The organism is Amycolatopsis solani (assembly GCF_033441515.1).
Classification (GTDB): Bacteria; Actinomycetota; Actinomycetes; order Mycobacteriales; family Pseudonocardiaceae; genus Amycolatopsis; species Amycolatopsis solani.
The window spans coordinates 1487999-1501679 of the sequence record NZ_JAWQJT010000001.1; the positions used below are offsets into that span (position 1 = coordinate 1487999).

The 13681-nt window shown below is 70.1% G+C and carries 15 protein-coding genes; 9 read left to right on the plus strand and 6 right to left on the minus strand.

Translation table 11 applies throughout. The features are described from left to right. Nucleotides 1–91 precede the first annotated feature (91 nt). The 7 genes from SD460_RS07530 to SD460_RS07560 all read left to right on the plus strand — a co-directional run bounded on the left by SD460_RS07530 (nucleotide 92) and on the right by SD460_RS07560 (nucleotide 5697). Entirely contained in the window at nucleotides 92–1108 is a 1017-nt protein-coding gene (locus SD460_RS07530; protein WP_318306016.1) for a substrate-binding domain-containing protein, read from the plus strand. Continuing rightward, nucleotides 1105–2100, plus strand: coding sequence for an ABC transporter permease (locus SD460_RS07535; RefSeq protein WP_290050968.1), 996 nt, complete (start codon nucleotides 1105–1107; stop codon nucleotides 2098–2100). Before SD460_RS07530 ends, SD460_RS07535 begins: the two co-directional genes overlap by 4 nt. Then, entirely contained in the window at nucleotides 2097–2906 is an 810-nt protein-coding gene (locus tag SD460_RS07540; protein ID WP_290050970.1) for an ATP-binding cassette domain-containing protein, read from the plus strand. The genes SD460_RS07535 and SD460_RS07540 overlap by 4 nt, the downstream gene beginning before the upstream one ends. A 2-nt stretch (nucleotides 2907–2908) precedes the next feature. Next, nucleotides 2909–3736 carry a PfkB family carbohydrate kinase gene (locus tag SD460_RS07545; RefSeq protein ID WP_290051001.1) on the plus strand — a complete coding sequence of 276 codons (828 nt, stop codon included), beginning with the start codon at nucleotides 2909–2911 and terminating at the stop codon, nucleotides 3734–3736. Continuing rightward, on the plus strand, nucleotides 3733–4368 hold the full coding sequence (locus tag SD460_RS07550; protein WP_290050973.1) for a nucleoside/nucleotide kinase family protein: 636 nt from the start codon (nucleotides 3733–3735) through the stop codon (nucleotides 4366–4368). Before SD460_RS07545 ends, SD460_RS07550 begins: the two co-directional genes overlap by 4 nt. Next, a complete protein-coding gene (locus tag SD460_RS07555) occupies nucleotides 4365–5108 on the plus strand; it encodes an SDR family oxidoreductase (protein WP_290050976.1) in 744 nt (247 codons plus the stop codon). Before SD460_RS07550 ends, SD460_RS07555 begins: the two co-directional genes overlap by 4 nt. A gap of 175 nt (nucleotides 5109–5283) precedes the next feature. Next, nucleotides 5284–5697 carry a VOC family protein gene (locus SD460_RS07560; protein ID WP_290050977.1) on the plus strand — a complete coding sequence of 138 codons (414 nt, stop codon included), beginning with the start codon at nucleotides 5284–5286 and terminating at the stop codon, nucleotides 5695–5697. 4 nt (nucleotides 5698–5701) lie between these two features. On the opposite strand, the gene SD460_RS07565 is transcribed toward SD460_RS07560, so the two are convergent. The 4 genes from SD460_RS07565 to SD460_RS07580 form a co-directional block, all read right to left on the minus strand. Further along, on the minus strand, nucleotides 5702–6370 hold the full coding sequence (locus tag SD460_RS07565) for a DedA family protein (RefSeq protein ID WP_290050979.1): 669 nt from the start codon (nucleotides 6368–6370) through the stop codon (nucleotides 5702–5704). A 132-nt stretch (nucleotides 6371–6502) separates the two neighbouring features. Then, a complete protein-coding gene (locus SD460_RS07570) occupies nucleotides 6503–7324 on the minus strand; it encodes a YceI family protein (protein ID WP_290050982.1) in 822 nt (273 codons plus the stop codon). Beyond that, nucleotides 7321–9912, minus strand: coding sequence for an MFS transporter (locus SD460_RS07575; RefSeq protein ID WP_318306017.1), 2592 nt, complete (start codon nucleotides 9910–9912; stop codon nucleotides 7321–7323). The genes SD460_RS07570 and SD460_RS07575 overlap by 4 nt, the downstream gene beginning before the upstream one ends. Next, nucleotides 9909–10439: a MarR family winged helix-turn-helix transcriptional regulator gene (locus SD460_RS07580; protein WP_290050987.1), complete on the minus strand. Its 531-nt coding sequence runs from the start codon at nucleotides 10437–10439 to the stop codon at nucleotides 9909–9911. Before SD460_RS07580 ends, SD460_RS07575 begins: the two co-directional genes overlap by 4 nt. A gap of 188 nt (nucleotides 10440–10627) precedes the next feature. Here SD460_RS07580 and SD460_RS07585 point away from each other — a divergent pair, with 188 nt between their 5' ends. Both SD460_RS07585 and SD460_RS07590 read left to right on the plus strand, forming a co-directional pair. Further along, on the plus strand, nucleotides 10628–11053 hold the full coding sequence (locus SD460_RS07585; protein WP_290050990.1) for a PPOX class F420-dependent oxidoreductase: 426 nt from the start codon (nucleotides 10628–10630) through the stop codon (nucleotides 11051–11053). Nucleotides 11054–11124: 71 nt separating this feature from the next. Further along, nucleotides 11125–12516, plus strand: coding sequence for an FAD-binding oxidoreductase (locus tag SD460_RS07590; protein WP_290050991.1), 1392 nt, complete (start codon nucleotides 11125–11127; stop codon nucleotides 12514–12516). 57 nt (nucleotides 12517–12573) lie between these two features. Here SD460_RS07590 and SD460_RS07595 read toward each other — a convergent pair whose 3' ends face one another. Together SD460_RS07595 and SD460_RS07600 are read right to left on the minus strand one after the other, a co-directional pair. Beyond that, complete coding sequence (locus SD460_RS07595; RefSeq protein ID WP_290050993.1) at nucleotides 12574–13278, minus strand: DedA family protein; 705 nt, start codon at nucleotides 13276–13278, stop codon at nucleotides 12574–12576. A gap of 44 nt (nucleotides 13279–13322) precedes the next feature. Then, nucleotides 13323–13673, minus strand: a complete 351-nt coding sequence (locus tag SD460_RS07600) for a hypothetical protein (RefSeq protein ID WP_290050995.1) — start codon at nucleotides 13671–13673, stop codon at nucleotides 13323–13325. Nucleotides 13674–13681: the final 8 nt, after the last annotated feature.

Consider the following 13681-nt stretch of genomic DNA (forward strand, 5'->3'; position numbering starts at 1 on the left):
AAGCGTTTGCGCAAACGCTTGCGTGCACGCAGCAGTCTGTCTACCTTCCCGTCCATCGGCAAGCTTCGACACGAACAAAGGGTGGGAACCCATGAGACAGCGAAGTCTCACCGCCGTCGTGCTGGCCGCCGTCCTCGCCGCGTCGACCGGGTGCACGGTCGAACGCCACTGGGGCGGCAACACCAACACCGGCGGGAGTGGCAAAGCCAAGGTCGGCCTGGTCACCAAGACCGACACCAACCCCTACTTCGTCGAACTGCGCAACGCCGCGAGAGCGGCCGCGCAGGCCAACGGCGCGGACTTCAGCGCGCTCGCCGGCCAGTTCGACGGTGACAACGACGGCCAGGTCCGCGCCATCGAGAACCTCCGGCAGCAGGGCGCGAACACCATTCTCATCACGCCCAGCTCGTCCACCGGCGTGCTCAAGGCGATCAAGGACGCGCGCGACGCCGGCGTCCTGGTGATCGCCCTCGACACCGCCACCGAACCGGCCGACGCCGTCGACGCCACCTTCGCCACGGACAACTTCGCCGCGGGCGAGGGGCAGGGCGCCTACGTCAAGGCCGCGCTCAAGGGTGTCCCGCCGAAGCTCCTGATGGTCGACGGGACGGCGGGCAGCACGGTCGACACCCAGCGCCACGGCGGCTTCCTCAAGGGCATCGGGCTCACCGACTCCTCGCCGGAGATCAAGGGCCACACCGCGGCCAACGGCGACCAGAGCCTCGCCCAGCAGGGCATGGAAAACCTGCTCCAGCGCAGCACCGACATCAACGCCGTCTACTCGATGAACGAGCCGATGGGCCGCGGTGCGTACGCGGCGCTGAACGCGCGCGGGCTCACCGGGCAGATCGTGATGGGCTCGATCGACGGCGGGTGCGAAGGCGTCCAGAACGTCAAGAACGGGCAGTTCGCCGCCACCGTCATGCAGTTCCCGAAGAAGATGGCCGAGCAGGGTGTGCTCGCCGCCGTCGAATACGCCAAGACCGGCAAGAAGCCGTCGGGCTTCGTCAACACCGGGTCCGCCGTGATCACCGACAAGCCGCTGCCCGGCGTCGAAAGCCACGACTCCGCGTGGGGCCTGCAGAACTGCTGGGGAGGCAAGAAATGACCACGGCGACCGCCGCTCCCGCCAGGGAACGTGAGTCCCTCGGCGAATTCCTCCTCCGCGCCCCCGCGGTCGGCCCGGCGCTCGCGCTGATCGTCGCGATCGTCGTGTTCTCGGTGGCCACGGACACGTTCTTCGACCTCGACAACCTGTCCACGGTGGTCCAGCAGTCACTGGTCGTCGGAACGCTCGCGCTGGGACAGACGCTCGTCATCCTCATCGCGGGGATCGACCTGTCCAACGCGGCTTCGATGGTCGTCGCGACGCTGATCATGGCGAAGCTCGCCGCGGCCGGGACGAACGGCTTCGTCGCGCTGCTCGCCGGCGTCGTGCTGACGATCATCGTGGGCATCTTCATCGGCGGGCTCGCCACGCGGATCAAGCTGCCCGCGTTCATCATCACGCTCGGCACGTTCACCATGCTGACCGCGGTGTCGAAGCTGATCGCCGGCGGCCAGGCCGTGCCGGTGACCGACGGCCTGCTGCAGTGGCTTGGCACCAAGCGCTACCTCTTCGGCGGCATCCCGATCACCTACGGCATGACGCTGGCGCTGCTGATGTACCTCGGCGTCTGGTACGCGCTGACGAAAACCGCGTGGGGCAAGCACGTCTACGCGGTCGGCAACGCGCCGGAGTCCGCGCGGCTGTCCGGCATCAAGGTCAACCGCACGGTGCTTTCGGTGTACATCGTGGCCGGGCTGACCTTCGGCATCGCCGCGTGGCAGGCGCTCGGCCGGACGCCGAACGCCGACCCCAACCAGTTCCAGCTCGGCAACCTCGACTCGATCACCGCCGTCGTCCTCGGCGGGACGAGCCTGTTCGGCGGCCGCGGCTCGGTGCTCGGGACGCTGATGGGTGCGCTGGTCGTGGCCGTGCTGCGGTCGGGCCTCACGCAGATGAACGTCGACGGCAACTACCAGGACCTCGCCACCGGCGCCCTGCTCATCGCCGCCGTCGTGGTGGACCGGATCGCGAGGAGGCAGCAGCAGTCATGACCGAACCGATCCTCCAGGCCCGCGGGCTGGTGAAACGCTACGGCCGGGTGACCGCCATCGACGGCGCCGACTTCGACCTGCTGCCCGGTGAGGTGCTCGCCGTGGTCGGCGACAACGGCGCCGGCAAGTCGTCGCTCATCAAAGCGTTGTCCGGCGCGGTGATCCCGGACGAGGGTGAGATCAAAGTGGACGGCAGGACCGTCCACTTCAAGTCCCCTTTGGACGCTCGCCAGTACGGGATCGAGACGGTGTACCAGGACCTCGCCGTCGCGCCCGCGCTCGACATCGCGTCGAACATGTTCCTGGGGCGGGAAAAGCGGCTGCGCGGGCCGTTCGGACTGTTCCGGAAGCTGGACACCGCGACCATGCGGTCGGAGGCGCAGCGGATCCTCGACGAGCTGGGCATCAACATCAAGTCGATCACCCAGCCCGTCGAAACGCTTTCCGGTGGTCAGCGCCAGGGTGTCGCCGTCGCGCGGGCCGCGGCGTTCGGCACCAAGGCCGTGATCATGGACGAGCCGACCGCCGCTCTCGGGGTGGCCGAGTCCGGCAAGGTGCTCGACCTGATCGGCCGGATCCGCGACCGCGGCCTGCCGGTGGTGCTGATCAGCCACAACATGCCGCACGTGTTCGACATCGCCGACCGCATCCACGTGCACCGCCTCGGCAAGCGCGTCGCGGTCGTGTCGCCGAAGACGCACTCGATGAACCAGGTCGTCGGCCTGCTCACGGGTGCGTTGCGGCTCAACGAAAACGGTGAAGTGGAAGAAGCCGCCGCCGCTACCCACGTGGCCGGCTTGAAGTGAGGGTGCTGCTGGCGGGACTGTGCACCGTGGACGTCGTCCAGCGGGTCACCGAGCTCCCGGCGCCGGGCGAGAAGGTGCAGTCGCTGTCGGTGGACGTCGCGGCCGGGGGACCCGCGACTAACGCCGCCGTGACGGCCGCCGCGCTCGGCGCCGAGGCGACCCTGCTGACCGTCCTCGGGGCACACCCGCTGGCCGCGCTCGCCCGCGCCGACCTCGAAGCCCACGGCGTCCGCCTGATCGACCTCGCGCCTTCGCTCACCGATCCGCCGCCGGTCAGCGCGGTGGCGGTCCGCGACCACGACGGCGAGCGCACCGTCGTCGCCCGCAACGCCCAAGGCCGCACTTTCATAGGGAAAGTGCCGCTTTTGGCAGCTGATGTCGTTTTGCTTGATGGGCATTATCCGGAGCTGGCGCTGGCGGTCGCGAGGGGAACCGACGCGCCGGTCGTGCTCGACGCCGGGAGCTGGAAGCCCGTGTTCGACGAGCTGCTGCCGCTGGTCGACATCGCCGCGTGCTCCGCGCACTTCCACGCGCCGGGACCCGGCCTGCACGAGCGCGGCGTGCCCACCGTCATCACCACCGCGGGTCCCGGGCCCGTGCGGTGGTCCACTGCGGACGGCAGCTCGGGTGAGGTGCCTGTCGCGAGCGTGGCCGCGCGGGACACACTGGGTGCGGGCGACGTCTGGCACGGCGCGCTCGCCGTGGCCGTGCTCAGCGAACCGAATGTGACGGACCGGATCCGATTCGCCAACGAGGTGGCGGCCGAACGGGTGCGGCAGGTGGGACCGCGGTCGTGGACGTCCGCGATCGCAGGAAGGAACAGGAAATGACGGCGTTCGACGACCTGCTGGCCCGGGCCGAGGGCCTGACCGTGCGCGGGCAGCGCAACGTGCTGGGCATCATCGGCGCGCCCGCGTCGGGCAAGACCACGCTCGCGTGGGCGCTGGCCAACGCGCTCGGCTCGCGCGCCGCGGTGGTCGGCATGGACGGCTTCCACCTCGCGCAGGTCGAGCTGCGCCGGCTGGAGCGCACCGAGCGCAAGGGCGCGCCGGACACGTTCGACGCGGCCGGCTACTACCACCTGATCCGCCGCCTCGCCGAAGGCCGCGAGACGGTGTACGCGCCGGAGTTCCGCCGCGAAATCGAGGAGCCGATCGCCGGCGCGGTCGCCGTGGCGCCGGAGGTCCAGCTCGTCATCACCGAGGGCAACTACCTGCTGCTGCCGGACGACCCGTGGAGTGGCATCCGGTCGCTGCTCACCGAGGCCTGGTTCCTCGCGCCGGACGAGCCCGAGCGGATCGAACGGCTGGTGTCGCGCCACCGCCGCTACGGCCGTTCGCTGGTCGAGGCCCGGCAGCGCGCACTCGGCTCGGACCAGCGCAACGCCGACCTGATCTCGCAGACGCGGGACCGGGCCGACCTGGTGCTCGAGAACCTGCCACTGGTCAACTTCGCGCTGTGAGCGTCCTGATCGTCACCGGCGGCAGCCGGGGCATCGGCGCCGCCGTCTGCACACTGGCGGCTTCGCGCGGCTACGACGTCGTCGTGAACTACTCGGGCGAGGCGGTGCCCGCGGAGGAGGTCGCTTCGCAGGTGCGTGCGGCGGGCCGCCAGGCGCTGTCGGTGCGCGCCGACGTCTCGGTGGAGGACGACGTCGCCGCACTGTTCGACGCGGCCGCCGAGCTGGGCCCGGTGACCGGCCTGGTCAACAACGCGGCGATCACCGGCAACACCCCCGGCCGGCTCGACTCCTACGAGGTGGACGTCGTCCGGCGCACCCTCGACGTCAACGTCACGGGGGTGTTCCTGTGCTGCCGCGAGGCGGTCCGCCGCATGTCGACCCGCCACGGCGGCCACGGCGGCGCGATCGTCAACGTCTCCTCGACGGCGGCCCGCACCGGCTCGCCCGGCGAGTGGGTGCACTACGCGGCGTCGAAGGCCGCGGTGGACACGCTGACGTTCGGCCTGGCCCAGGAGGTCGGCGGCGAAGGCGTCCGGGTCAATTCGGTGCGCCCGGGCATGATCCGCACCGGCCTGCACGACGCGGCCGGCCTCCCGGACCGCCTCGACCGGCTGGCACCGCAGATCCCGATGGGCCGCCCGGGCGAACCGGCGGAGATCGCGGAGGCGGTGCTGTTCCTGCTGTCTCCGGCCTCGTCGTTCACGACGGGCGCGGTACTGGAGGTCGGTGGCGGCCGGTGATCGACCGGACACGCTCCGACTAACCCGAATGACCTTCGGTCACCGGCGTCCGCCTGCTGGGACGGCCGGAGACGGCGAGATCACGATCGGACGCGGACTTGGTCACCTCGGTTTCGGTAGGCGAACGCTGTGCAACTCTGGGGAGCCGCCACGCGAAAGGACGGCTTCGGAAGCCATGGCCAAACTCATGTCCGTGCACCACCTCGCGCTCACCGTGACCGACGTGGACCGCAGCGTGCCGTGGTACGCCCGCGTTCTCGACCTCGAGGAGGTCCTCCGGCGCGAAGAGCCGGACACGGGGCTGCGGAAGGTCGTGCTCCGGTCCGCCGGCGACGAGTTCTCCGTGGTGCTGGTCCAGCACGCGGACACCGGCAGACGCGGCTTCGACGAACACCGCGCCGGGCTCGAGCACGTCGCATTCCGGGTCAGCTCGACGGCGGAACTCGCCGAATGGGAAGCGCGCCTCGCCGAGTTCGGCGTGTCCTACCTGCCGACGGCGCCGTCGCGGACGTTCGAAGGCTCGATGGTGGTCGTGTTCCGCGATCCGGACGGTATCCAGCTCGAAATCTGGGCGGACCCGGAGCTCTGACGCCTCAGGCGCGGGCGTCGTCGCGTTCGTCGACCGGGCGGCGCATCTCCTGGCGGTAGCGCAGCACGCCGTAGCCCGTGCCGACCACGAAGAACGCGATGCTGATCCACAGGGCCGCCGTCTTCAGCCACGGCAGGGTGTCCAGCAGGCCCGCGCCGTAGTAGCCGAGCAGGACCAGCGTCGGGACCCACAGCAGGCCGCCCAGTGCCGTCGCCACCATGAAACGGCGGGGGTCCATCCGGGCGGCGCCCGCGATCAGCGGGGCCAGCGTGCGGATCCACGGGATCCACCGGGCCGCCACGATCGCGAAGAAACCCCGCTTGTCCAGGAACCGCTGCGCGCGGTCGAGGGCCTGGCGGTTCAGCACCTTGCCGTCGCGGCGCGCGATCAGCTTCGTGCCGCTGGTGCGCCCGATGTAGTAGCCGATCTGGTTGCCGAGCACGGCGACGATCAGCGCGGCTCCCGACAGGAACCACGCGTTCGCGTCCGAACCGTGCTGGGCCAGCACCACGCCGGCCCCGAACAGCAGTGAGTCACCGGGCAGGAACAGCCCGATGATCAGCGCGCATTCGACCAGCACGAAGCTCAGCACGATCACCCAGACGAGCAGCGGACCGGCGGTGTCCAGCCAGCTCACGCCGACGCCCGCGGCCTCGATGCTCACGACGTTCACACCGCGAGCCTACGTGGCTCAGGTGAACACCCCACGGCTAACGGTCGAATCGGGCTGTCCGGAATATTCAGGTTCTACGAACGGTGAAGGCCCCCTCACCAGCGGTGAGAGGGCCTTCCGTCCAGCAGCGCTTCAGAACTGCGGCAGCGACTCGCCCTGGACCGCTTCGACGTCCAGCTCGATCTTCACCGTCGTGCCGACCGCCGCGACCCCCGCCCGGACCATCGCGCTGTAGTTGATCGCGAAGTCGTTCCGGTGCAGCGTCGTCTCGGCGTGGAACGCGGCGCGCACGCCGCCCCACGGGTCCGGGCCCCAGCCGCCGTAGGTCAGCTCGAGCTCGATCTCGCGGCGCTCGCCGTGCAGCGTCAGCTCGCCCAGCAGCGTCCACGAGTCCACGCCGCGCTGGCGCAGCCCCGTGCTCGTGAACGTGATGACCGGGTGCACGTCGACGTCGAGGAAGTCCGGCGACCGCAGGTGGTCGTCGCGCATCCGGATGCCGGTTTCGATGCTCGCCGCCTTGATCTCGGCGTGCACCGACGACCGCTCGGCCGGGCGGCCGATCTCGATCCGGCCGGACACGTCCGGGAACCGCGCCTTGATGCTCGCGATGCCCAGGTGCCGCGCGGTCGCGATGACCGACGAGTGCATCGGGTCGATCACCCACGGCCCGGCGGGCGGCAGGTCGACCGCCTCCGCGACCGGGGCCAGCACGACGTCGCCGAGCGCGCCGGAGCCGTCCGAGGCGATCTGCGCCGTCCGGGCGATCGGGGTGTACCCGGCCGCCGTGACGACGGCGGTGTACGTGCCCGCGGGGAGGGCGTCGGTGACGACCTCCCCGCGGACGTCGGCCGCCTGCCGGGCGACCTGCCGGCCGGCCGGGTCCGTGACGGTGAGCACCGCGTGCTCCACCGCCCAGCCCTCGGCCGTCCGGAAGGTCGCGCGCAAGCCGGTCATGACCGGTCGACCAGCTCGTCGAGGGCCTGGTCGTAGCTCAGCCGGACGTCGTGGTCGGCTTCGCCGCCGGTCAGCTCCACCTGGCTGGTCGCCGGCGGGTAGCCGCTCGCGACCACGGTGTACGCGCCCGCGGGCAGGTCGCTCACCAGGTACCGGCCTTCGCCGTCGGTCCGCGCGACCGCGGCCACGTTGCCTTCGGCGTCGAGCACGGTGATCCGCGCGTCCGGGACGATCCGGTCGCCCTCGGTTCGCGCGACCCCGCCGAGCTGCACCGAGCTGGACAGCTCGACGTCGTGGCGCAGCACGCCGCTGTCCGGCACGGTCAGCGTGAGCGCGACGGGCCGGTAGCCCGCGCCGCTGGCGACCAGGGTGTAGGCCCCGGCGCCGACCCCGACGAAGGCGTAGGTGCCGTCCGCGGTCGTGATGAACGCGCCGTTCACCTCGCCCCGGCCGTCGGTCAGCGTGACCGTCACGTTCGCCAGCGGGGAGCCGGTCGCGGCCGCCCGCACGGTGCCGGTCAGCTCGCCGGACCCGGTGAGCGTGACGTCGACCGTCGCCGGCCCGGTGCTGATCACGACGCTGGAGGCCTGCGGCTGGTGGCCGTGGGCCGACACGATGAGGACGTACGCGCCCGGGCCCTGGCTGGGCACGGAGTAGCTGCCGTCCGCGGCACCGGTGGCCCGCGCGACCTGGCGGCCGCGCTGGTCGATCAGCGTGAGCGCGGCACCCGGGACGTGGCTGCCGTCCTGGCGGCGCACGTGCCCGACGACCGGCACACCACCCGCGCCGACCGGGGTGTCGACCTCGGCGTCGGCGACGGAGCTGGTGATCGGCATCGGCAGCGCGCCCGACACGGCCTGGTAGTCACCGTGCCCGTTGGTGCTCAGCGCGTGCTTCCCGCCGCCGACCAGTGCCGGCTCGCGGTCGGCCGGCTTGACCGGCTCGACGATCTCGGTCGGCGCGTCCGCGAAGTCGTGCTCGTCCGACTCGAGCAGCGCCTCGCCGCCCTCCATGGCCGCCGCGGCCGGGGCCGCGTTGGTCAGCGGGATCTCCTTCATGAACAGCAGCACGATCGTGGCCAGCAGCGCCACGCCACCCGCGATGTAGAAGACCGTCGTGATCGACTCGGTGAAGCCGATCAGCACCGGGGTCCGGATCGCCTCGGGCAGGTTCTGGATGCCGCTGGTGTTCTCCGACAGGTTCCCGATGCCCGCCCCGGCGCCGGCCGGCAGCTGCCCGCCGAACGCCTTGGTGATGTTGGGCAGCAGGGTGTTGAACAGGACCGTCAGGAAGATCGCGACACCCGCGGTACCACCGATCTGGCGGAAGAAAGTCGCCGCCGCGGTCGAGACGCCCATGTCGCTGCGCGGGCCCGCGTTCTGCACCGCGATGATCAGCGTCTGCATGCACTGGCCGAGGCCGAGACCGATGATGGCGGCCGCGACCAGCGGGTGCCACAGCGGCGAGTCGTACTTGACCTGCGCGAAGAAGAACGCGCCACCGGCGATCAGGATGGTGCCGACGATCGGGAAGATCTTGTAGCGCCCGGTCTTACCGGTGAGCCGGCCGGAGACGATCGAGCTGGTCATGATGCCCGCCATCAGCGGCAGCATCAGCAGCCCGGACTCGGTCGGCGTGTAGCCCTGCACGACCTGCATGAACTGCGGGATCATCGTGATCGCGCCGAACATCGCGACACCGACGATGATGCCGCCGATGATCGCCACGGTGAACGTCGAGTTCTTGAACAGCCGCAGCGGGATCAGCGCGGCGTCCTTCATCAGCTTCTCGACCGCGATGAACGCGATCACGCCGACGCCGCCGACGACGTAGCAAAGGATCGCCTTGCCGTCGCCCCAGCCCCACTTCTGGCCCTGCTCGGCGACGACCAGGAACGGCACGACCGCGACGACCAGCGTCAGCGCGCCCCACCAGTCGATCTTGTGCTTGTGCGGCGTGTGCGGCACGTTCAGGACCTTCGCCACGACGAACAGCGCGAGGACGCCGATCGGGACGTTGATCAGGAAGACCCAGCGCCAGCCGGAGATGCCGGCCAGGGTGTCGAAGCCGGCGAACAGGCCGCCCAGCACCGGGCCGAGCACGGTCGAGAGGCCGAAGACGGCCAGGATGTAACCCTGGTACTTGGCGCGTTCACGCGGCGGCACGATGTCGCCGAGGATGGTCATGGCCAGCGACATCAGGCCGCCGGCGCCGAGGCCCTGCACCGCGCGGAACGCGGCCAGCTCGTACATCGACTGCGAGAACGTCGAGGCCAGCGAGCCGGCGACGAAGATCGTGATCGCGGCCAGGTAGAACGGCTTGCGGCCGTAGATGTCGGACAGCTTGCCGTAGATCGGTGTGACGATCGTCGAGGTGATCAGGTACGCCGTGGTCGCCCACGCCTGCAGGTCGAAGCCGTGCAGGTCGTTGGCGATCTTGACGATCGACGTGCCGACGATCGTCTGGTCCAGCGCGGCGAGGAACATGCCGCACATCAAGCCGCTCAGGATCGTGACGATCTGGCGGTGGCTCAGCCGCGGTGGTTGACCCACCTCGGGCTGGGCGACTGCTTCGGTGGTGGAACTCATGCGTTGGCCCCCTTGGCCGGAGCACCGGCGGACGCGTTCGCGTCGGCCAGCTGTGGAGAGTGGTTCTCGATACCTGTGTTGAGCCGGCCGAAGAGCCGGTTCAGGGTCTGGATTTCCCCGTCCGTCCAGTCCCCGAGCACGTCGGCCAGCCACTGGTTGCGCTGCTTGCGGTTCTCTTCGAACACCCGCATGCCCTCGGCGGTCGGCGCGAGCAGGCACGCCCGGCCGTCTTCGGGGTCGGCCTGGCGTTCGACCAGGCCGTGCTGCACGAGGGAGCTCGACTGCCTGCTGATCGTGGAGATCTCCGAGTGGAGCGATTCCGCGAGCCGGCTGGTGCGCTGCGGGCCCTCGTGGATGAGGGTGAAGAGGATCGCGTACGCCGCCCGCTCGATGCCGTCCGGGCCCTGCTTGGAGACCTGGGACTTCGCCTTGTTGATCAGGCGGACCAGGCGCACGAGCTCGTGGCCGAGCTGATCGGCGAGATCGAGCTCGGCCTTGGGCCGGGTGGCGGAGCTGTTCGGTGCCATGACGGATCCTTCAACGGCGTTGGTTGGCGGCTGCAACTAGTTGCCTCAGGCAAGGATGTGCCTGTACCACCGGTTATGCAAGTGGACGGCCGGTCGATGTGTCCGAACACACTTTAGTTGCCGTATGCAAGCAGATTTCCTCTGGGCTGCTCTCGGAACAACCGCCGCGGCCGCTGGTTGGAAGAGGTATGACCGACGACACAGCGTTGAAGGACTTCCTCGCCGAGCACCGCCACGGCGTCTTGGCCACCATCCGGCGTGACGGGCGGCCCCAGCTGTCCACCATCACGCACCTGTATGACCCGGGAACGGCCACCATAATCGCGTCGATCACCGAAACCCGGGCGAAGACGAAGAACATGCGCCGCGACCCGCGGGTGACGTTCCACGTCGGCAGCGAGGACGGCTGGAGCTACGTGGTCGCCGAGGGGCGCGCGTCGCTGACGGCGCCGGCGGCCGCGCCCGACGACGCGACGGTCGACGCCCTCGTCGACTACTACCGCCGGGCGGCGGGTGAGCACCCGGACTGGGACGAATACCGCGCGGCCATGGTCGCCGACCAGCGGGTCCTGCTCACGATCCACGTGGAGAAGCTGCTCGGCCTGGTTCGCTGAGGGCTGCTCCGCCCGGTTGGTTTTGAAATTTTGGTTCCGCACTGCGGACTATGCGGGCTTACGATGACCCCATGAGCAACGAAGCTTTGGTCAACCGGCTCCGCGACCTGCTCGGCAAGAGCGCCGTGCTCACCGACTCCGACGTCACCGCGTCGTACGCGCGCGACATGATGCCGCTCGCGCCCTCCGGCCAGCCGCTCGCGGTGGTGCTGCCGGCGAACACCGAGCAGGTGCAGGCCGTGGTCAAGGCGTGCGCCGAAGCCGGCGTGCCGATCGTGCCGCGCGGCGCCGGCAGTGGCCTGTCCGGCGCCGCGAACGCGATCGACGGCTGCGTCACGCTGTCGCTGACCAAGCTGAACGAGATCGTCGAGATCGACCCGGGCAACCGGCTGGCCGTGGTGCAGCCGGGCGTCGTGAACCTGGACTTCCGCAACGCCGTGGAGAAGCACGGGCTGTTCTACCCGCCGGACCCGTCCAGCTACGACTGGTGCACGATCGGCGGCAACCTCTCGACCAACGCGGGCGGTCTCTGCTGCGTGAAGTACGGCGTGACGACCGACTCGGTGCTCGGCCTCGAAGTCGTCCTGGCCGACGGGTCGATCCTGAAAACGGGCCGCCGGACGGTCAAGGGCGTGGCCGGCTACGACCTGGCGCGCCTGTTCGTCGGCAGCGAGGGGACGCTGGGCGTCATCACGCAGGCGACGGTCCAGCTCAAGCCGCTGCCCCAGGCCCCGGCGACGCTGGTCGCGGGCTTCTCGACGACCGAGGCGGCCGGCGAGGCGGTGGCGCGCGTCGTGCGCGAAGGGCTCGTGCCGTCGTTGCTGGAGATCATGGACGCGTCGTCGATCAAGGCGTCCGAGACGTACTTGAAGACGGACCTCGGCGCGGGCTCCGACTGCCAGGCGTTGCTGCTGGGCCAGTCCGACGCGGGCGGCGAGGTCGCCCGCCGCGAGCTGGCGGCGCTGGAGCAGATCTGCGTCGACTGCGGCGCGGACCTGGCGTACACGACGGAGGACCTCGAAGAGGGGCGGATGCTGCTGCAGGCCCGCCGGGTGGTGCTGACCGCGCTGGAGACGTACGGGCTGTGGCTGACCGACGACGTCTGCGTGCCGCGCACGCGCATCGCCGAGCTGATCCGCGGCTGCGAGAAGATCAGCGCCGAGGTCGGCCTGCGGATCGCGGTGGTCGGCCACGCCGGCGACGGCAACATGCACCCGACGATCGTCTACCAGCCGGACGACCCGGACGAGTTCGCCCGCGCCCAGCGCGCGTTCGACGAGATCCTGGAGGTCGGCCTGTCCCTGGGCGGCACGGTGACCGGCGAACACGGCGTCGGGAAGATCAAGCGCGAGTGGCTGGCCAGGGAGATCGGCCCGGTGGGGCTGCGGGTGCACCGGCAGATCAAGCAAGCGCTGGACCCGGAGAACCTGTTCAACCCGGGGTCGATGTTCTCGATGACCTAGGCCCGGACGGAAAAGGGCCCCACCGCCGACCGGTGGGGCCCTTCGTTCGCGAAGACTTCAGTCCTTGATCCGGGGGATCCGCTGCGTGACCTCCGGGTCCGAAGACGTCAGCGCCGCCTTCTTCTCGCGGCGGGCCTTCAGGTACTCCAGCACGATCGGGACCACCGACACCAGCACGATCAGCACGAAGATCGCGTCGACGTTGTTCGCGATGAACGACACCCCGCCGAGCAGCGAACCCAGGATCGTGATGCCCGCGGCCCACAGGATGCCGCCGATCACCGTGTACGTGAAGTAGCGCTTCGGGTCCATGCGGCCGATGCCCGCGATCCACGTGATGAACGTCCGCACGAACGGGACGAACCGGGCCAGCACCACCGCCTTGGGGCCGTGCTTCTCCAGGAACTCGTGCGTCTTGTCGACGTACTCCTTCTTGAAGAACTTCGAGTCCGGCCGGTTGAACAGCTTGGGCCCGGCGAAGTAGCCGATGTAGTAACCGACCACGTTGCCGAGCAGGGCCGCGACCGTCACCAGGACGCAGACCAGCCACAACGGCGCGTCGAGGGTTCCGTTCGCGATGAACAGGCCGGCCGTGAACAGCAGGGAGTCACCGGGCAGCACCGGGAAGATGCTGCTCTCGATGAAGATGATCAGGCACAGCACCGCGATGACCGGCGTCGTCAGGCCGCTCAGCAGGTGCTGCGGGTCCAGCCATGACGGCAGCAGCGACATCGTGTTGACCGTGCTCTGGGCGAGAATCACCTGGAAAACGGTACAGGGTCACCCTGAGTCGTTACTGAGACCCGTCAGACGAGCGTGAGCAGGCCCACCACGGACCCCGCCGCGAGGCCGAGCAGCACCGCCAGCAGCAAGATCCAGTACGCGGGCAGCTGCGCCGACGTGCGCGGGAGTGGCGGCGGGGAGTACGCCGTCGGCGCTTCGGAGGCCGCGTCCAGGGCCGCGCGCTCGCGCTCCAGGGAGTCCGCGCTCGCGCCCGAGAGCAGGCCGTACGCCGAGGGCAGCTCGTTGATCGCGCTGGTCGGGACGGCGTCCGTCGCCGGTTCCTTGTCGCGGGCGGGCGACGCCGACGGGGCGAAGACGGCTTGCGCGCGAAGGGCGTCCGCCAGCAGCTGCTCGGGGTCCTTCGGCTCGCTCATCTCCGCCC